The organism is Arthrobacter sp. SLBN-53 (assembly GCF_006715585.1).
In the GTDB taxonomy this organism is placed as follows: domain Bacteria; phylum Actinomycetota; class Actinomycetes; order Mycobacteriales; family Mycobacteriaceae; genus Mycobacterium; species Mycobacterium neoaurum_A.
On the sequence record NZ_VFNN01000001.1, the window covers coordinates 631067 to 650319 of the forward strand.

Genomic DNA, 19253 nt, shown 5'->3' on the forward strand with positions numbered 1-19253 from the left:
ACATCGCAGCAGAGTCTAGCTGTGCACAACCCGCCGTGACGGCAGACCCGCTGGCTATGCCCCCGGCGACTTCAGCGCGCCCGGGGGTGCGCCCCGGCCCACACCTCGCGCAGCGCGCTGACGGTGACCAGTGTGTAGATCTGGGTGGTGGTCACCGAGGCGTGACCCAGCAGTTCCTGCACGACGCGCACGTCGGCACCGCCTTCGAGCAGGTGGGTGGCAAAGGAGTGCCGCATGGTGTGCGGGGAGACTGCCGAGGCGATCCCGGCGGCCGCGGCCGCGTCCTGCAGCACCTGCCAGGCGCTTTGCCGGGACAACCGGCCGCCCCGGGCGTTCAGGAAGATCGCGGGGGTGCCCTTACCGCGCCGGGCCAGCTCCGGGCGGCCCCGCACCAGGTACGCGTCGAGTGCGCTGATGGCCGGCCGGCCCACCGGCACTAGCCGGTCCTTGCCGCCCTTTCCGCGCAGCAGCACCGACCGGTACTCGGTGTCGACATCGTCGACGTCCAGGCCGACGGCCTCGGAGATGCGCGCCCCCGTCGAATAGAGCAACTCCAGCAGCGCCCGGTTGCGCAGACTCAGCGGCCCGTCGGCGTCCCGATCGCCACCGGCAGCCTCCAGCAGGGCCAGCACCTCGTCGACCGACAGACTCTTGGGGAGGCGCCGCGAGGGGGTGGGTGGCTTCACCGCGCGCGCGACGTCGACCTCGACGACGCCCTCGATGGCCAGGAACCGGTGCAGGCCGCGGACGGCGACCAGCGCTCTGGCCGCCGAGACCGCCGACAGCGGGACCGCACCGAGGTCGGGATCGCCTTTGCGCAGCGCGACGAGGAACTCACTGACATCGTTCTCACCGACCGCACGGAGGTCGACGATGCCGCGACCCTGCAGATACTCGGCGTAGCGGCGCAGATCGCGCCGGTAGGAACTGATGGTGTTGGCCGCGACCCCGCGCTCGATGGCCAGGTGGTCCAGGTAGCCCTGCACCTGATCGTCGAGCGCGCCGGTCGCGGTGGTCACCGGTGGTCCTGCCGCGCGGCGAAAGCGGTGGGACGGTCCAGCCACGGCGCATCGACAGGACGCAGCGCCGATCGGTCGGGTGCGGCATTCGCGGCCAGAATCCCGGCGACGGCAATCGAATTGACGATCTCACCGCTCAGGACGCGGCGCACCGCGTCGGCCAGCGGCACCCACTCCATCGTGAGGTCGGCCTCTTCGTCGTCGGCCTCGGGACGGCCGATATCGGACAACCCGGTGGCCAGGAACACCCGCACGCTCTCATCGCTGAAGCCCGGCGAGGTCACGATATCGACCAGCACCGACCAGTTTTCGGCTGTCAGGCCGGCTTCCTCGTGCAGCTCGCGGGCCGCCGTCGACGCCGGCGGCTCACCACCCATGTCCAGCAGTCCGGCCGGCAGTTCCCACAACCGGCGGCCGACGGGATGGCGGTACTGGTAGACCATCGCGATGCGGTCGTCGTCGTCCATCGCGACGACGGCGACCGCACCGAAGTGTTCGACCACCTCGCGGCGGGCACCGTGCCCTCCGGGCATCTGCGCCTCGTCGATGCGCAGCGCGAGGATCTTGCCGACGTGCGCGGTCTCACTCGCTCGGGTGACGAACTCGTGCTCAGCCACGCTGCGCCGGCTCGGGCGAGGGCTGATCCGCGTCCTCACCATGCTCGACACCGTTGCTTGAGCGTTCCACGTCCTCCAACGGAAGTCGTTCGGCGGCCTTGTAATCCAACGCCGCGCCGATGAACGCCGCAAACAACGGATGGGGCCGGGTCGGCCGGCTCTTGAGTTCGGGATGGGCCTGCGTGCCGACCAGGAACGGATGCACGTCGGCGCCGTACTCCACGAACTCGACGAGGTGCCCGTCCGGTGAGGTCCCGGAGAACTTCAAGCCACTCTCGGCGATGCGGTCGCGGTAGGTGTTGTTGACCTCATAGCGGTGCCGGTGCCGCTCGGAGACCTCGGTGGCGCCGTAGGCAGTCGCCACGATCGAGCCCGGCTGCAGCACCGCCGGGTAGGCCCCCAGCCGCATGGTGCCGCCGAGGTCGGCGTCACCGGCGACCGCATCGAGCTGATCGGCCATGGTGGCGATCACCGGATCCGGGGTGTCCGGATCGAACTCGGCCGAACTGGCCTCGGTCAGGCCGACCGAGCGGGCGGCCTCGATCACGATGCACTGCAGCCCCAGGCACAGGCCGAGCACCGGCACCCCACGTTTGCGGGCGTACCGGATGGCACCGATCTTGCCGTCGATGCCGCGGATGCCGAAGCCACCGGGAATCAGCACACCGTGCACGCCGTCGAGCGCGGCGATCGCGCCGGCGTCGAGCTCGCAGTCATCGGAGGCGATCCAGTCGATCTGCACCTTGGCGTAGTGCTTGAAACCACCCGCGCGCAGCGCCTCGGCGACGGACAGATAGGCATCGGAAAGGTCGATGTACTTGCCCACCAACGCGATTCGCACCGTCTCACGAGGCTCGTGGACACGCTGCAGCAGATCGTTCCACTGCGTCCAGTCGACATCACGGAAGGGCAGGTTCAGCTTGCGCACCACGTAGGCGTCGAGTTCCTCGCGGTGCAGCACCTTGGGGATGTCGTAGATGGACGGGGCGTCGGGAGTGGAGATGACGCCGTCGATGTCGACATCGCACATCAGGGCGATCTTGTTCTTCAGGCCCTCCGGCACATCGCGATCGCAGCGCAGGATCAACGCGTCAGGGCTGATACCGATGCTGCGCAATGCGGCCACCGAATGCTGGGTGGGCTTGGTCTTGAGCTCACCCGAGGGCGCCAGGTAGGGCACCAGCGAGACGTGCAGGAAGAAGCAGTTGTCACGACCGACCTCGTGGCGGACCTGACGGGCGGCCTCCAGGAACGGCAGCGATTCGATATCGCCGACGGTGCCACCGATCTCGGTGATGACGATGTCGGGCCGGTTGCCCTGGGCGTCCGGCTCGGCCATCTCCAGGATGCGACGCTTGATCTCGTCGGTGATGTGCGGGATGACCTGGACCGTGTCGCCGAGGTACTCGCCGCGGCGTTCCTTGGCGATGACCGTCGAGTAGACCTGTCCGGTCGTCACGTTGGCCGAACCGGACAGATCCCGGTCCAGGAAGCGCTCGTAATGACCGACGTCCAGGTCGGTCTCGGCGCCGTCCTCGGTGACGAACACCTCACCGTGCTGGAACGGGTTCATGGTGCCCGGATCGACGTTGAGGTAGGGATCGAGCTTCTGCATCGTCACCTGCAGACCGCGTGCGGTGAGCAGCTGGCCGAGGCTACTGGCCGTGAGGCCCTTACCCAGTGACGACGCGACACCACCGCTGACAAAGAGGTGTTTGGTCGCAGTCTGCGGGTGCTTCCGTAACGGTTTGGCCTGGCCGGGCAAGTGCAACCTCCGTGGCGATGGGGCGAATAGGTTTTGGCCTACTCAGGGCCTGCCGACCCACGGAATCTCACCTTAACACCAGCGCGGACATGCGGATACTGACGCGCCGTAACCCGGGCGAGCGAAGCGACGGGAAATCAAGTCCCGGGCGAGCGAAGCGACGAGATGTAACCCTGAGTTACTGCGGCACCGTGACCGACGTCGCACCCTGGCCGATGCCGTACCGGCCGGGCTGGCTCCCGCGCAACAGATCGCTGAGGGCCAGCGCCGTGGTGATCCGCCCGGATTCGGCACCGATGTCGTCGACGGTGGTCACCGTGTTGGACAGCGCCGCGTCCGATCGGGTGACCGCCACCGCCGCGGTCCCGGTCGCCGAACCGTCACGGCCGGCCAGCACCGTCCCACCACCGTGTGGTGCCAGTGCCCCGGCGAACCGCGCGACCGTGGCGCCCCGGTTGCCCGCGTCGTCGCCGAGTGAGCCGCCGGTGATGATCACCGCGGTGTCGGCGGCACCGATCTGGCCGTCATAGGTGATGAATCCGGTGTCGCGCAGGGTCTGCAGGACGACATCACGCTGATCATCGGGCACGGCCGGATCCTTGCCGGACAGCAGGGCGATGCCCAACAGGTCACCGGCCTGCGAACCCTGGTCGACGGAGGTGGTGGCGAGCTGCCGACCGGCGGGAACGATCGGCGAGTTGACCACCGACAGCAGCTTCTCCGAGGAGTTGGCGTCCACGAATTGCGGTGTCAGGGAAATGGTTCCGGTGGCAGTCCCACCGCCCTGGGTGACCATCCGAGTGACCGCCTCGACATCGTCGTCCGCGGCATCGGGGGTTCGGAACATCACCACCGTGGTGCCGCGCAGGGTATCGCGCAGCATCCGCGGAGCCATCAGCGCATCGAATTCACCGGCTGCGCTCAGCTTTTCGTTGAGCTCATTCTTCTCGTCGGTGAGCGTCTCGATTTCCGTCCGCAGATCGGCCTTGTCGTTGCGCAGTCCCGACAGCACGGTATCGGCGAAGAGGCCCGATCCCAGGACCACGCCGACAGCCAGCGCCAGGAAGACGGCGGCCAGCGAAATGGCATGTGAGCGAAGAGAAATCACGATCTGCTCCCGTCAACTGAGAATGGCTAGGAAACCAGGCCCTGTACCCAGATCAGGAAACGGTTCCAGTAGTCGACAACCCAGTCGATGACCGCGGCGTCGGCCTGGGTCACCCACAGTGCCACGATGACCGCCAGCAGCATCGCCAGCACCAGCAGGGCGATCGCGCCGCCGGAAACCCGGCTGCGGTACAGAGTGGAGACCGCCTTGGCGTCCACGAGCTTCTCGCCGACCTTGAGCCGGGTCAGGAACGTCGAGGGATTGCTCTGCTGGCGCGAGCGATCGAAGAACTCCTCGATGGTCGCGCTGTGCCCGGCGGTGACGATCAGCGAGGCGCCGTGGTGGTGGCACAACAGCAGCGCCAGATCGGCAGCCGATCCGGCCGCCGGGAAGGTCATGGCCCCGACACCGAGATCCTGGATGCGCTCCAGGCCGGGCGCATGCCCGTCGGCGTCGGCCGGTAGCACCACCTGGGCGCCGCAGCGCAGCGCGTCGGTGCTGATGGAGCTGGGATCGCCGACGATGAGCGCCGGGCGGTAGCCGGCCTTGCGCAGCAGGTCTGCGCCGGCCCCGACACCCACGAGCACCGGCTGGTACTCCTTGATGAACGGTTTGAGCGCCTTGAGATCATCGGCGGCCGATGCACCCTCGGCCACGACGACGACGTGGCGCCGGTCCATGTCGACGTCGATATCGGGGATGCCCATGCCGTCGATCAGCAGCGGACTCTCGCTGCGGATGAACTCGATGGTGTTGCCCGCGAACGCCTCGAGATGGGCGACCAGACCGCTCTTGGCCTCCACCATCAGCTCGTGGATCTCCAGATCGGTGCGCTCGGCGCCCAGACCGATGCGTCGGTCACCGGAGTAGACACCACCATTGTTGAGCCGGATCTTGGCGCCGTCCTTGATCTTCTTGAAGATCTCCGGCCCCGCCTCGTCGATGAGGACGATGCCGTTGGCGACCAACACCTCGGGACCCAGATTGGGATAGCGTCCGGAGATCGACGGCGAGGCGTTCACCACACCGGCGACCTCGGCTTCGACGAGCGCATCGGCGGTGATGCGATCGAGGTCCTGGGCGTCGAGGACGACGATGTCGCCCGGCCCGATACGGCGAAGCAATCGGTCGATGTCGCGATCAACGCGGGCCGTACCGATGACGCCCGGCTTTGAGCTGGCATTACGCGATAGCAACGCTGACATCTTCATGAGCCGATTCTGGACTCGAACCCTCAAGTTGAGGTGGAGGCGCGCCGTAACATCAGCCCCAGTAGTTTTCTTTTGTCACAACTGCAACACCACAACGGTGTCAGTCTCGCTTCGCCGCCGCGTAGTGCCGGGCCGCCTTGGCACGGTTGCCGCACGTCGTCATCGAATGCCAGCGCCTCGTGCCGTTCTTCGACGTGTCGTAGAACCACAGCACGCAATGCTCATGGGCACACTGCTTGATCCGATCGGGAGACGCGGCGAGCATCCGCAGCAGATCCTCGGCGGCCAACCATCCCGGGAGCCATTCCGGCTCTGCCACATCGGCCTCATCGCGGGGACCTCCCTCGGTCAACCGGCGCCGAATTCGACCGTGCTCGAGGACCGCGTTGAGCTGGTCCACCGCGCCATCGGCGAGGACACGCAGCACCGCGTCGCGGGTGCGCACCAGGGCGACGCGCATCTTCTCGTCGGCCACGCACCGTTCGGCCAACCCGTTGGTGTCCAGCCAGCACTGCAGGCCCGACACATCGACCAGCAGATCCTGCACCCGGCCGTCGGACATCCAGTTGGTGTTGAGCAGATCCAGCGCCAGGGGCTCGCCGAGGTGCGGGCGGGGATCGCGCATACCTCAGCCTACGTGACTAACCCTCGAAATAGATTTGACCGGTTGACCGTTGTTCATCGACAGACCTAACCTTCAATTTGAGTTCCAACGGTTAGAATGGAGTAGAGATGTCCAGCACCCCCACCACCAGCCCGGGACACATCGGACTGAACGTCACCGACATCGACCGAAGCGCCGACTTCTACCGCCACGCGTTCGGGTTCGAGGTGTTGCGCCGCGGCGGCGAAGGCGACCGCCAATTCGCCTTCCTCGGCGCCGACGGCGCACTTCGCCTCACCCTCTGGCAGCAGAGCGATCATGAATTCTCCATCCGTACAGCGGGTCTGCACCACCTCTCCTTTCAGGTCGACACCCTCGACGATGTCCGCACCGTGGAGGCGGCGCTCAAGGAACGCGGTGTGCAATTCGCCCATGACGGGATCGTCGCCCACGGTGAGGGTGCGTCCTCGGGAGGCATCTTCTTCACCGACCCCGACGGCATCCGGCTGGAGGTCTTCGCACCCGACGGCGCCGACAGCGCACCGGCACCGCACGGCGAGTCACCCACCTGCGGATTCTTCTGAGCCCGCGATGACCATCTACCACGCGGGCGAGCTGGCGGTGCAGCGTCGACTGGGCCAGAGCGATATTGCACAACGTCTGAGCAGGATGGTGCGCGACGAGATACCCCAGGCCGCAGCTGATTTCCTAAGCGAGCAGCCGATGGCCGTCCTCGCGGCCACCGACGACGCCCGCCGAGTCTGGGCCGGCCTGCTCACCGGGCCGGTGGGATTCATGCACGTCGACGACGATGTCGTGCACCTCGACGCGCTGCCCGTCCCCGGCGATCCCCTGCACGATGTCCTGAACGGTCGCCCACGGCAGGTGGGCATGATCGCCATCGAACCGCAGAGCCGGCACCGGATGCGCATCAACGGCATCGCGACGAACACCGGCGCCGGGCTGTCCATCCATCCCGATCAGGTGTATTCGAACTGCCCGAAGTACATCTCACGCAGGCACATCGAGGGAGTGTCGGCCCCGCCCGCACGACGAGATCTGCGTAGGACAGCTGTCCTCGATGACGGCCTGCGACGCCGGATCGCGGCGGCCGACACGTTCTTCATCGGATCCGCCGACCCCGACGGCAACGCCGATGCCTCACACCGCGGTGGGAATCCCGGCTTCCTGGAGGTCCTCTCCCCCACTCGGTTGCGCTGGCCCGACTATCGGGGCAACTCGATGTTCATGACGCTGGGCAACATCGCCACCAACCCCAGCGTCGGTCTGCTGATCCCGGACTGGGACACCGGAAGCACCCTGCAATTGACCGGGACAGCCGAGATCGTGTGGGAAAGTGCCGAGGGCGCACAGTGTTTCGTGGAGTTCGACATCGCCGAGGTGATCGAGATCTCCGACGTCAGCCCGTTGCACTGGAGCACCGCGGCGTTGTCGCCGGCCAACCCGGCCTGATTCAGCCCTCGGCGCGGTCACGCTGGGCGGACTCCCACAGCTCGCGGGCATGTGCGCGTCCGCTGTCGGTATCACCGAGACCGGCCAGCATGCGCGCCAGCTCGGCCACCCGCTCCTCGTCGTCGAGGCGCACCACCCGGCTGGACTTCGGTCCGCTCTCGACCACCAGATGGGTGTCGGCATACGCGGCCACCTGGGGAAGATGCGTGACGACGATGACCTGATGGGTCCGGGCCAGCCGGGCGAGCCGGCGACCGATCTGCACGGCGGCGCGCCCACCCACACCGGCGTCGACCTCGTCGAACACCATCGTGGTGCCCTCGTCGGAGGCCGAAAGCACCACTTCCAGAGCGAGCATCACCCGGGACAACTCACCGCCCGATGCGCTCTTGGCCAACGGCAGCAGCTCGGTGCCCTTGTGCGCGGCGAAGCCGAATTCGACAGCGTCCACCCCGTCGTGGCCCGCGTGTGCAGCGGTACCGTCGGCCAAGGTCACCGGCGCCGAATCGTCCGCGCGTGCGGGCAGCGCGGAGACCGAGATGCCGAAATCCGCCCCGGCCATCGCGAGCCCGGACAGCTCGGCAGACACCGCCTTGGCCAGTCCCTTGGCGGCCTTGGTGCGCGCTTTCGTCAGGTCGGCAGCGGCAGCGACGACCGTGGCGTGCAGTTCGTCCACGCGGGCCTGCAATCCGGCGAGCGCCTCCTCGGAGACGTCGAGTTGGGCCAGCCGGGTCCGCGATTCCGCCGCCCAGGCCAGGACGCCGTCGATATCCGGGGCGTACTTGCGGGTCAACCCCCGCAGCTCGGCCTGACGGGCCAGCTTGGATTCCAAGGTGCTGGCATCACTGGGCAGTTCGGCAAGGAAATCGCCCAGCTCGCTGGACACGTCGCCGATCACGGCGATCGCCTCGACCAGCCGCTCACCCAACGCCTGCAACGCTGCGTCATCAGTGGCGCTCAACGTGGCTCTGGCCTGAGCCACACCGTTCGCGGCCGAGGCAGATTCGGAGCCGTCATCGTCGATGGGACCCGCCAACCATCCCCGGGCCACCGCTGCGGCATCGCGCAGCGCATCGAGTTCGGAGAGTCGGCGGATATCGGCGACCAGTGCCTCGTCCTCACCCGGCGACGGATCCACGGTGTCGATCTCGTTGAGCCCGAAGGTCAGACGGTCCGACTCCATCGCCAGTTCGCGCGCGCGCTCGGTGCGGTCGGTCAGGTCCCGGCGGGCGGCCAACCACTGCTCGCGCGCCGCGCGATATCGCCGCAACGGCGCGGTCACATCGGCATAGCGATCCAATGCGCCGCGTTGCTCGTCGGGCCGCATCAGGCGCAATTGGTCGTTCTGCCCGTGCAGGGCCAGTAGTTCATTGGTGAAGGTGCTCAACGACTTGGCCGGCACGCTGCGCCCGCCGAGGTACGCCCGCGAAGGCCCCTCCCGGTTCACCGAGCGCGCGGCGATCACGCTGTCGTCGTCATCGCGCTCGGCACCCGACGATTCCAGGATGTCGTCGATCCGCGATGCCACGTCGGCACCGAGTTCGGTGGTGCTGAACCGGCCCTCCACCACCGCCCGGCCGGCGCCGGTGCGCACCCTGCTGGCATCGGCGCGGGCGCCGCCGAGCAGATGCAAGCCTGTCACGACCATCGTCTTACCGGCGCCGGTCTCACCGGTCAGCACCGTCAGGCCGCGGTCGAACTCTGCGGTCGCCGAGCTGATCGCACCCAACGACTCGATTCGGATTTCGGAGAGCACTACTGGCCGCGCCATCCCTTGACCGGCAGCCGGAACTTGCGCACCAGCCGGTCGGTGAACGGCGCACTGTCCAGGCGAACCCACTTCAACGACGTACCGCAGCGGGTCACTTCCAGACGAGCCCCGGCAGGCACCACCATCTTGCGTCTCCCATCGCAATAGGCAATCGCGTCATTACCACCGGCTTCGACCTCGATGGCGATGGACGCATCCGGACTGGTCACCATCGGGCGGGCGAACAACGCGTGAGCATTGTTGGGTACCACCAGAATCGACTCCAGGTCGGGCCACAGAATGGGTCCCCCCGCGGAGAACGCGTAGGCCGTCGAACCCGTCGGCGTCGATACCAGCACACCGTCACAGCCGAACTGCGATACCGGGCGCCCGTCGACCTCGAGCACCACCCCCAACACACCCAGGCGCGGGCCCTTCTCCAGGCTCGCCTCGTTGAGGGCCCATCCGCGGTCACGCACCGCACCGTCCTGGCGGACCGCGACGTCCAGTGTCATGCGCTGCTCGACGCGATAGTCCCTGGCGATGACGTGATCGAGCACCTTGTCGATAGCGTCGGCCTCCGCCTCGGCCAGGAAACCGATCCGGCCGAGATTGATTCCGAGAACCGGGATCTCGACATTGCGGGCAAGTTCGGCGGCGCGCAGGAAGGTACCGTCACCACCGAGGGCGAGAACCAGCTCGCATCCCTCGGCGGCCTGCTCGTCGGCATCGACGACGTCGATGTCGACGCCGAGGGCACGCATCTCACCGGGCGCCAGGTGCAGCGACCCTCGGTCGACGGCTTCGGCCGTCAGCACCCGCAGCGCGATGCCGTGCTCACCGAGCACCTTTTCCACCCGGCGGGCGGTCTCGGTGGCCTCTTCGCGCCCGGTGTGCACCACCAACAGGATGGTGCGGCCCGGGCTCGATTCCTGGGAGGTCATTGCGGCCCTTCATCGATCGCTTGCTGGATGGTCCGTTCGAGATCGGCACCGGTCAGTGCGGTGTCGTCGCCGGTGCGCAACCGGAGAAAGATCTCCACGTTCCCCGACGGCCCCGGAAGCGGGCTCGCGGTGACAGCCACTGCGTGCCAATGCAATTGGGCGGCTCGCTGCGCAACAGCCAGCACCGCCTCGGCGCGCAGGGCGGGATCGGAGACCACCCCACCGGCACCCACCCGGTCCTTGCCGACCTCGAATTGGGGCTTCACCATCGGAACGATATCGGCCTGCGGGGAGGCACAGGAAGTCAGCGCGGGCAGCACGGTGGCCAGTGAGATGAAGGACAGATCGGCGACGATGAGGTCCACCGGTCCGCCGATCAGGTCCGGGGTGAGCGAGCGGACGTTGGTGCGTTCCAGCACCTGCACCCGGTCATCGGAACGCAGCGACCAGGCCAGCTGCCCGTATCCGACATCTGCCGCCACGACCTCGGATGCGCCGCGGTCCAGGAGCACCTCGGTGAATCCACCGGTGGACGCCCCGGCATCCAGGCAGCGCCGACCGGTGACGGAGACTCCGAACGCGTCGAGCGCACCGATCAACTTGTGCGCACCGCGCGACACCCACACCCGTTCGTCGGCGGCGACGGTCAGTTTGGCGTCGACGGCAACCGTGGTGGCCGGCTTGGCGGCCGGCATTCCGTCGATATGAACCCGGCCGGCCGAGATCAGTTCAGCCGCCTGCTGACGCGAGCGCGCCAGCCCCCGCCGGACCAACTCGGAATCCACCCGTGCACGCCGCGTCATCGGATCGCCGTCATCGGAATCACAGCCCCCGATTCGCGTCGCCTCGGCCCTCCACGGATTCCAGAGCACGCACCAACAGGTCATGCGCCTCTTCGAGGCGTACGGCCACCGCATCGATATCGGCGTCTTCCAGCCCGCCGGCTTCGAGATCCGGCAGGTCGGCCAGCAGCGCCGCGATACCGGCGCGGATCTGCTCGGGTTCGGTACTCATATCGCTGATCACGCTAGCCGATGGGCTCAGCCCAGCAACGACCAGCGGTGCAGCGCCGACCGCGCGGTATCGTCGCCGGCCTCGATCACGAGTGCCGAGGCCGACCACACGGCGTGGGCAGTGGCGCGCACGATACTGAGGTCGTCAGCCGTCGCGACCCCGGTCGACCGTACGGTCGCAGTCGTGCCGTCGATATCGACCTGCCAGGCCGGGTGCGCCGTGATGCGCAGGTCATCGGCGGCGGTATGCAGAGACCGCAGGTCCGCGGCGAGGAAGTCCGGTCGACTACCGGGCGCCGCCCGCACCATGTCGGCGGCGTCGTTGACCCCGGTCAGGACCATCAGGCTCGGCAAGCCAGCGGCATTGGCGCCCTCGATATCGGTATCGAGACGGTCGCCGACCACCAGCGGTGTGCCGAACTCCCCGCGTGCCAGTGCGTCCTTCATCAGGCTCGGTGCCGGCTTTCCGGCGACCTGGGGCTCGGAATCGGTGGCGGTGCGCAGCGCGGCGACCATCGACCCGTTGCCGGGCAGCAGCCCGCGCTCGGAGGGCAATGTGCGGTCCACGTTCGCGGCCACCCAGAGCGCGCCGGCCCGGATGGCCAGGGCAGCCTCGGCGAGAATGGACCATCCGGTGTCCGGGTTGTGGCCCTGGACCACGGCGACCGGATCGGCGGCGAACGTGCGGACAGGCACGAGACCGACAGCGTCGATCTCGGCGGCAAGTGCATCCGTCCCGACGATCAGGACCGCAGAACCGGCGGGCACCTGTTCGGCGACCAGTCGTGCCGCACTCTGGGCGCTGGTGACGACATCCTCATCGCGCGCGGTGAACCCGAGCTCGCCGAGATGCTCGGCCACCTGGGATGCCGAACGGGACGCGTTGTTGGTGACGAACAGGGCGCGGGATTGCACCGCGGCCAGACTGTCCACGGCCCCCTGTGTGGGTTCGTGTCCGCGGAAGACCGTGCCGTCCAGATCCAAGAGCAGGCAATCGTGCTCCTGCGCCAGCGAAGCCATCTAGGTGAGCTCGGCGAGTCGTTCTTCGGCGTCGGTGACGCCCTCGACATCGGCCGCCGCGGCGTTGATGAGCGCCTGGACCGCCTCGTCCGCGCGGCCCAATGCGAGCAGAGTCTCGGCCGTGGCGTAGAACAGCCGGGCACTGGTGGTCCCCGGCCGAGCCGGATCCGGCGGCGGGCTCGACAGGATGGCCAGCGCCTGCTCGTGCTGACCCAGATCCGAGCGGGCGCCCGCCACGACCATCCGCAATTCCTCGGCGTCGTCACCGGTGAGCTCGTCGGCTTCGGGACTGCGCGCCAGCTCGATCGCCCGCTCCGGGCGTCCGACCCCGCGCTCGCAATCGGCGATCAACGGCAGTAGTGCGGACTTGCTACCCATCCGCCGCGCGGCGCGAAGCTCGGCCAACGCCTGTGCCCAGTCACCGCAGTAGTACGCGGCGATCCCGACGGCCTCGCGCACCGCGGCGATCCGGCCCGAACGGGCCCGCGCGGCCCGCGCATGCTCCAGCGCCGCAGCGGGATCCTCCTCGAGGAGTTCACCGGCCGCCACCAGGTGACGGGCGACCACATCGGCGGTCGACTTGTCGAGGGTGATGAGCTCGCTGCGGATCTCCGGGGCCAGCTGCTTGGCCTCGATCTCGTTGGGGATACGCGGTCCGGTGGTGATGTTCTCGCTACCGCCCCGGAAGTCTCGCCGCGGACCGTCCGACCGTGGCGGCTTCGGCCGATCGCGTCCACCGCGACGCGCGTAACCGCCGCTACCGGAACGCTGCGCACCGTCGGCGCTCGAGCGTTGACCGCTGTTCCCTCCGGAACGCGGATTGTCGCCCGTTGCCCGGCGCTGCCGCCGATCGTCGCTGTTGCCTTGTCTGTCCTCGGCCACAGTCGCCTTCCTGATTGATCAACCGTCTCGCAGAAAGGATAGCCGGGAGGCGGCTAATCACGACAGTTGCACTGAATACAACCATTTCTTGCCAATTGATTCGGTCAATAAAAAATGGCTGACAAATGGTCATAGATGCACAAATGCCTCGGCCCTCCAATTGTTGGTTGGAGGGCCGAGGACCAATTTGTGTTCGGCGGTGTCCTACTTTTCCACCCTGTTGGGTAGTATCATTGGCGCTGGTAGGCTTAGCTTCCGGGTTCGGGATGGGACCGGGCGTTTCCCTGCCGCTATGGCCGCCGTAACTTTATTCACCCTTTTCTGGGCGTCCCACTGTGTGTCGTGGGAAATCTTTGTGTTTTGGTGGTGGGGTGTGGAAACCATTGCTGGTTTCTACGTATCCGATGTGGATGTGTGTGGTTGCGGGCGTCACGTTTGAGGTGCGTCATCTTTTCTTACACATGGTGTGTTTGCTACCCACCCGGGGGTGGGTGTGTGTAAGTTTTCGGCCGGTTAGTGCCAGTTCCCTGCGACTATTACTAGTCTTCTAGGTCTGGTCTATCGATCCCGTGGTCTGCGGGGGGCCTTATCCCTCTAAAAGGGTGAGAAGCCTGGTCTTGGAAGAGGTTTCCCGCTTAGATGCTTTCAGCGGTTATCCTGTCCGAACGTAGCTATCCAGCAGTGCCCCTGGTGGGACAACTGGTAGACCAGAGGTTCGTCCGTCCCGGTCCTCTCGTACTAGGGACAGGTTTCCTCAAGCTTCTGACGCGCGCGGCGGATAGAGACCGAACTGTCTCACGACGTTCTAAACCCAGCTCGCGTGCCGCTTTAATGGGCGAACAGCCCAACCCTTGGGACCTGCTCCAGCCCCAGGATGCGACGAGCCGACATCGAGGTGCCAAACCATCCCGTCGATATGGACTCTTGGGGAAGATCAGCCTGTTATCCCCGGGGTACCTTTTATCCGTTGAGCGACACCCCTTCCACTCAGAGGTGCCGGATCACTAGTCCCGACTTTCGTCCCTGCTCGACATGTACGTCTCGCAGTCAAGCTCCCTTGTGCACTTACACTCAACACCTGATTGCCGTCCAGGTTGAGGGAACCTTTGGGCGCCTCCGTTACATTTTAGGAGGCAACCGCCCCAGTTAAACTACCCACCAGGCACTGTCCCTGAACCGGATATACGGTTCGAAGTTAGAGGCCCAATACGATCAGAGTGGTATTTCAACAACGACTCCACACACACTGGCGTGCATGCTTCACAGTCTCCCACCTATCCTACACAAACCGTATCGAGCACCAATACCAAGTTGTAGTGAAGGTCCCGGGGTCTTTTCGTCCTGCCGCGCGTAACGAGCATCTTTACTCGTAGTGCAATTTCGCCGAGTCTATGGTTGAGACAGTTGAGAAGTCGTTACGCCATTCGTGCAGGTCGGAACTTACCCGACAAGGAATTTCGCTACCTTAGGATGGTTATAGTTACCACCGCCGTTTACTGGGGCTTAAATTCTCCGCTTCACCCCGAAGGATTAACGGGTCCTCTTAACCTTCCAGCACCGGGCAGGCGTCAGTCCGTATACATCGTCTTGCGACTTCGCACGGACCTGTGTTTTTAGTAAACAGTCGCTTCTCACTGGTTTGTGCCACCCCCTCCCGCTACCCACCGCAAAGGTGTTGACGGTATGGAGGTCCCCCTTCTCCCGAAGTTACGGGGGCATTTTGCCGAGTTCCTTAACCATAGTTAACTCGTACGCCTTAGTATTCTCTACCTGACCACCTGTGTTGGTTTGGGGTACGGGCCGTGTGTGAGCTCGCTAGAGGCTTTTCTCGGCAGCATAGGATCACCGAATTCGCCTCACTCGGCTATGCATCACCTCTCAGACATATGAGCGACGGATTTGCCTATCACTCGTCCTACAGGTTTGCCCCAGTATTACCACTGACTGGTACGGCTACCTTCCTGCGTCACCCCATCGCTTGACTACTACCAGAGAAGGTCCCACGCAGCCGGCGACTTTCCGCTCCCGAAGGATTGGATAGGCCACCATTTGGGCGGTTAGTACCTCTGATTCATCATGGGCGCGCACACACGGGTACGGGAATATCAACCCGTTGTCCATCGACTACGCCTGTCGGCCTCGCCTTAGGTCCCGACTCACCCTGGGCGGACTGGCCTGCCCCAGGAACCCTTGGTCTTTCGGCGGGCAAGGTTCTCACTTGCCTTATCGCTACTCATGCCTGCATTCTCACTCCCACACCCTCCACAGCTCCATTACCAGGCTGCTTCACTGGGTGCAGGACGCTCCCCTACCCATCAAAAACAAGTTTTGATGCCGCGGCTTCGGCGGTGTGCTTGAGCCCCGCTACATTATCGGCGCACAATCACTTGACCAGTGAGCTATTACGCACTCTTTCAAGGGTGGCTGCTTCTAAGCCAACCTCCTGGTTGTCTTCGCGACTGCACATCCTTTTCCACTTAGCACACGCTTAGGGGCCTTAGCCGGCGATCTGGGCTGTTTCCCTCTCGACGCACGGAGCTTATCCCCCGCCGTCTCACTGCCACGCTTTCACTTACCGGCATTCGGAGTTTGGCTGACGTCAGTAACCTTGTGAGGCCCATCGGCCATCCAGTAGCTCTACCTCCGGTAAGAAACACGCAACGCTGCACCTAAATGCATTTCGGGGAGAACCAGCTATCACGGAGTTTGATTGGCCTTTCACCCCTACCCACAACTCATCCCCTCAGTCTTCAACCTAAGTGGGTTCGGTCCTCCACAACATCTTACTGCTGCTTCAACCTGGCCATGGGTAGATCACTCCGCTTCGGGTCCAGAACACACCACTACACCAACCCCTCTGGATTGGATACGCCCTATTCAGACTCGCTTTCGCTGCGGCTACCCCACACGGGTTAACCTCGCGACATGTCCCTGACTCGCAGGCTCATTCTTCAAAAGGCACGCCATCACCCCACCACGAAGGAGGGCTCTGACGGATTGTAGGCACACGGTTTCAGGTACTATTTCACTCCCCTCCCGGGGTACTTTTCACCATTCCCTCACGGTACTAATCCGCTATCGGTCATTAGGAAGTATTCAGGCTTACCGGGTGGTCCCGGCAGATTCACAGCAGATTTCACGGGCCCGCTGCTACTCGGGGAACAGTCTCACAACAGAGTGCATGTTTTCGCCTACGGGACTCTCACCCTCTACGACAGACCATCCCAGGCCCTTCGACTAACACACACTTTTCTCACTGTCGCCCAGCACGGCGGTGCTGAGAAGAAACGCCCCACAACCCCGCACACACAACCCCCGCCGGGTATCACATGCATACGGTTTAGCCATCCTCCGCTTTCGCTCGCCACTACTCACGGAATCACTGTTGTTTTCTCTTCCTACGGGTACTGAGATGTTTCACTTCCCCGCGTTCCCCCCCAACGCCTATATATTCAGCGTTGGGTAACACGACATCACTCGTGCTGGGTTTCCCCATTCGGACATCCTCGGATCCACGCTCGGTTGGCAGCTCCCCGAGGCATATCGCAGCCTCCCACGTCCTTCATCGGCTCCTAATGCCAAGGCATCCACCATGCGCCCTTAAACACTTACAACACAAAAAACCAGATCAAAAAAAAGAAATTGCACATCAAACACACACAACAACACCCCAACCAACAACACCAGCCAAAAGCCAGCGCCCCAGTCAGGGTCTCCTTGCGTGCTAGATGCTCGCAACCACTATCCACAAATCAAACACCACACCCCACCACCAAAGCAGGGCAACAACAAACACCGTCCGAACACCAGAACAACGCCTGGTCCCTCGCGGCCGACCCACACACTCCAACGAGCATGCGATCGCAGGGCCTGTTGTCTCAAAGCCCAATAGTGTGTCCGGCAGTTTCATAAAAGTTTGTTGTCGCACCAGACCCCCACCCACTACAGGCGAAGGCCATCCAACGAATCGACCAAAGGTCACCGAACTCCCACACGATGTGGGCGGGCCTGGTTCTCGTGGTGCTCCTTAGAAAGGAGGTGATCCAGCCGCACCTTCCGGTACGGCTACCTTGTTACGACTTCGTCCCAATCGCCGATCCCACCTTCGACGGCTCCCTCCCACAAGGGGTTAGGCCACCGGCTTCGGGTGTTACCGACTTTCATGACGTGACGGGCGGTGTGTACAAGGCCCGGGAACGTATTCACCGCAGCGTTGCTGATCTGCGATTACTAGCGACTCCGACTTCACGGGGTCGAGTTGCAGACCCCGATCCGAACTGAGACCGGCTTTGAAAGGATTCGCTCCACCTCACGGCATCGCAGCCCTTTGTACCGGCCATTGTAGCATGTGTGAAGCCCTGGACATAAGGGGCATGATGACTTGACGTCATCCCCACCTTCCTCCGAGTTGACCCCGGCAGTCTCCTACGAGTCCCCGGCATAACCCGCTGGCAACATAGGACAAGGGTTGCGCTCGTTGCGGGACTTAACCCAACATCTCACGACACGAGCTGACGACAGCCATGCACCACCTGCACACAGGCCACAAGGGAAACCACATCTCTGCAGTCGTCCTGTGCATGTCAAACCCAGGTAAGGTTCTTCGCGTTGCATCGAATTAATCCACATGCTCCGCCGCTTGTGCGGGCCCCCGTCAATTCCTTTGAGTTTTAGCCTTGCGGCCGTACTCCCCAGGCGGGGTACTTAATGCGTTAGCTACGGCACGGATCCCAAGGAAGGAAACCCACACCTAGTACCCACCGTTTACGGCGTGGACTACCAGGGTATCTAATCCTGTTCGCTCCCCACGCTTTCGCTCCTCAGCGTCAGTTACTGCCCAGAGACCCGCCTTCGCCACCGGTGTTCCTCCTGATATCTGCGCATTCCACCGCTACACCAGGAATTCCAGTCTCCCCTGCAGTACTCTAGTCTGCCCGTATCGCCCGCACGCCCACAGTTAAGCTGTGAGTTTTCACGAACAACGCGACAAACCACCTACGAGCTCTTTACGCCCAGTAATTCCGGACAACGCTCGGACCCTACGTATTACCGCGGCTGCTGGCACGTAGTTGGCCGGTCCTTCTTCTGCACATACCGTCACTTGCGCTTCGTCTGTGCTGAAAGAGGTTTACAACCCGAAGGCCGTCATCCCTCACGCGGCGTCGCTGCATCAGGCTTGCGCCCATTGTGCAATATTCCCCACTGCTGCCTCCCGTAGGAGTCTGGGCCGTATCTCAGTCCCAGTGTGGCCGGTCACCCTCTCAGGCCGGCTACCCGTCGTCGCCTTGGTAGGCCATTACCCCACCAACAAGCTGATAGGCCGCGGGCCCATCCCACACCGCAAAAGCTTTCCACCACCGACCATGAAGCCGATGATCATATTCGGTATTAGACCCAGTTTCCCAGGCTTATCCCAAAGTGCAGGGCAGATCACCCACGTGTTACTCACCCGTTCGCCACTCGAGTACCCCGAAGGGCCTTTCCGTTCGACTTGCATGTGTTAAGCACGCCGCCAGCGTTCGTCCTGAGCCAGGATCAAACTCTCCAAACAAAAACCCCTCGAACAAATCGAGGCAGAATTCGAATCAGAAAAATCCGATCACAAACAAAAGACACCAAAAACTGGCATCAAAAAAACAAACCATCCCACGTGGCAGGAAGACGGGGAGTCCCCCACCAAGATGGCAAAAAACAACAAACAAAAACCACCAAACACACTATTGAGTTCTCAAACAACACGCCCGATTCCGACCGCGCAACAAGTCCGCGGCTAAAAGCCGCGGTCCGTAGTGCGGGCAGTGAGGTACTCCCCGGTTAAGGGTTTCTCTCTCGGATTTGGTCTTCGCT

At 64.2% G+C, this 19253-nt stretch carries 14 protein-coding genes and 3 rRNA genes; 2 read left to right on the plus strand and 15 right to left on the minus strand.

Annotation, left to right across the window (positions count from 1 at the left end; all coding sequences use genetic code 11):
• Positions 1-71: 71 nt before the first annotated feature.
• The 6 genes from xerD to FBY28_RS03115 form a co-directional block, all read right to left on the minus strand.
• A complete protein-coding gene (xerD, locus tag FBY28_RS03090) occupies positions 72-1019 on the minus strand; it encodes a site-specific tyrosine recombinase XerD (protein WP_141864159.1) in 948 nt (315 codons plus the stop codon).
• A complete protein-coding gene (locus FBY28_RS03095) occupies positions 1016-1636 on the minus strand; it encodes an NUDIX domain-containing protein (protein ID WP_141864161.1) in 621 nt (206 codons plus the stop codon). Before FBY28_RS03095 ends, xerD begins: the two co-directional genes overlap by 4 nt.
• Entirely contained in the window at positions 1629-3401 is a 1773-nt protein-coding gene (gene pyrG / locus FBY28_RS03100) for a CTP synthase (protein ID WP_141864163.1), read from the minus strand. The genes FBY28_RS03095 and pyrG overlap by 8 nt, the downstream gene beginning before the upstream one ends.
• 178 nt (positions 3402-3579) lie before the next feature.
• Positions 3580-4509, minus strand: a complete 930-nt coding sequence (locus FBY28_RS03105) for a copper transporter (protein WP_141864165.1) — start codon at positions 4507-4509, stop codon at positions 3580-3582.
• 26 nt (positions 4510-4535) lie between these two features.
• Positions 4536-5720: a putative cytokinetic ring protein SteA gene (gene steA / locus FBY28_RS03110; RefSeq protein ID WP_019512120.1), complete on the minus strand. Its 1185-nt coding sequence runs from the start codon at positions 5718-5720 to the stop codon at positions 4536-4538.
• Between the two features lie 100 nt (positions 5721-5820).
• Positions 5821-6345: a CGNR zinc finger domain-containing protein gene (locus FBY28_RS03115; RefSeq protein ID WP_141864167.1), complete on the minus strand. Its 525-nt coding sequence runs from the start codon at positions 6343-6345 to the stop codon at positions 5821-5823.
• Between the two features lie 107 nt (positions 6346-6452).
• On the opposite strand from FBY28_RS03115, the gene FBY28_RS03120 reads away from it, so the two are divergent.
• Together FBY28_RS03120 and FBY28_RS03125 are read left to right on the plus strand one after the other, a co-directional pair.
• Positions 6453-6908: a VOC family protein gene (locus FBY28_RS03120; protein WP_141864169.1), complete on the plus strand. Its 456-nt coding sequence runs from the start codon at positions 6453-6455 to the stop codon at positions 6906-6908.
• A gap of 7 nt (positions 6909-6915) precedes the next feature.
• Positions 6916-7797 carry a pyridoxamine 5'-phosphate oxidase family protein gene (locus FBY28_RS03125; RefSeq protein WP_141864172.1) on the plus strand — a complete coding sequence of 294 codons (882 nt, stop codon included), beginning with the start codon at positions 6916-6918 and terminating at the stop codon, positions 7795-7797.
• Position 7798: 1 nt separating this feature from the next.
• Here the strand turns inward: FBY28_RS03125 and recN are convergent, their stop codons facing one another.
• The 9 genes from recN to FBY28_RS03170 form a co-directional block, all read right to left on the minus strand.
• Complete coding sequence (gene recN / locus FBY28_RS03130) at positions 7799-9568, minus strand: DNA repair protein RecN (RefSeq protein ID WP_286177692.1); 1770 nt, start codon at positions 9566-9568, stop codon at positions 7799-7801.
• Positions 9553-10491 carry an NAD kinase gene (locus tag FBY28_RS03135; protein ID WP_141864174.1) on the minus strand — a complete coding sequence of 313 codons (939 nt, stop codon included), beginning with the start codon at positions 10489-10491 and terminating at the stop codon, positions 9553-9555. The genes recN and FBY28_RS03135 overlap by 16 nt, the downstream gene beginning before the upstream one ends.
• A complete protein-coding gene (locus tag FBY28_RS03140; RefSeq protein WP_141864176.1) occupies positions 10488-11294 on the minus strand; it encodes a TlyA family RNA methyltransferase in 807 nt (268 codons plus the stop codon). Before FBY28_RS03140 ends, FBY28_RS03135 begins: the two co-directional genes overlap by 4 nt.
• A gap of 19 nt (positions 11295-11313) precedes the next feature.
• Entirely contained in the window at positions 11314-11505 is a 192-nt protein-coding gene (locus tag FBY28_RS03145) for a hypothetical protein (RefSeq protein ID WP_023985929.1), read from the minus strand.
• A gap of 26 nt (positions 11506-11531) precedes the next feature.
• Positions 11532-12524: an HAD-IIA family hydrolase gene (locus tag FBY28_RS03150; protein WP_141864178.1), complete on the minus strand. Its 993-nt coding sequence runs from the start codon at positions 12522-12524 to the stop codon at positions 11532-11534.
• On the minus strand, positions 12525-13406 hold the full coding sequence (locus FBY28_RS03155; protein WP_141864181.1) for a tetratricopeptide repeat protein: 882 nt from the start codon (positions 13404-13406) through the stop codon (positions 12525-12527). It abuts the gene before it with no gap.
• A 191-nt stretch (positions 13407-13597) separates the two neighbouring features.
• Positions 13598-13710: ribosomal RNA gene (rrf, locus tag FBY28_RS03160) — 5S ribosomal RNA — on the minus strand.
• Positions 13711-13899: 189 nt separating this feature from the next.
• Positions 13900-17020: ribosomal RNA gene (locus FBY28_RS03165) — 23S ribosomal RNA — on the minus strand.
• Between the two features lie 417 nt (positions 17021-17437).
• Positions 17438-18957: ribosomal RNA gene (locus FBY28_RS03170) — 16S ribosomal RNA — on the minus strand.
• Together the 16S, 23S and 5S rRNA genes form the textbook arrangement of a ribosomal RNA operon.
• Positions 18958-19253: the final 296 nt, after the last annotated feature.

What these genes read in the sequence shown, in the direction of transcription:
- steA (WP_019512120.1), bottom strand. Translation starts at nt 5,720, where the DNA reads ATGAAGATGTCAGCGTTGCTATCGCGTAATGCCAGCTCAAAGCCGGGC.
- FBY28_RS03115 (WP_141864167.1), bottom strand. Translation starts at nt 6,345, where the DNA reads ATGCGCGATCCCCGCCCGCACCTCGGCGAGCCCCTGGCGCTGGATCTG.
- FBY28_RS03120 (WP_141864169.1), top strand. Translation starts at nt 6,453, where the DNA reads ATGTCCAGCACCCCCACCACCAGCCCGGGACACATCGGACTGAACGTC.
- FBY28_RS03125 (WP_141864172.1), top strand. Translation starts at nt 6,916, where the DNA reads ATGACCATCTACCACGCGGGCGAGCTGGCGGTGCAGCGTCGACTGGGC.
- recN (WP_286177692.1), bottom strand. Translation starts at nt 9,568, where the DNA reads ATGGCGCGGCCAGTAGTGCTCTCCGAAATCCGAATCGAGTCGTTGGGT.
- FBY28_RS03135 (WP_141864174.1), bottom strand. Translation starts at nt 10,491, where the DNA reads ATGACCTCCCAGGAATCGAGCCCGGGCCGCACCATCCTGTTGGTGGTG.
- FBY28_RS03140 (WP_141864176.1), bottom strand. Translation starts at nt 11,294, where the DNA reads ATGACGCGGCGTGCACGGGTGGATTCCGAGTTGGTCCGGCGGGGGCTG.
- FBY28_RS03145 (WP_023985929.1), bottom strand. Translation starts at nt 11,505, where the DNA reads ATGAGTACCGAACCCGAGCAGATCCGCGCCGGTATCGCGGCGCTGCTG.
- FBY28_RS03150 (WP_141864178.1), bottom strand. Translation starts at nt 12,524, where the DNA reads ATGGCTTCGCTGGCGCAGGAGCACGATTGCCTGCTCTTGGATCTGGAC.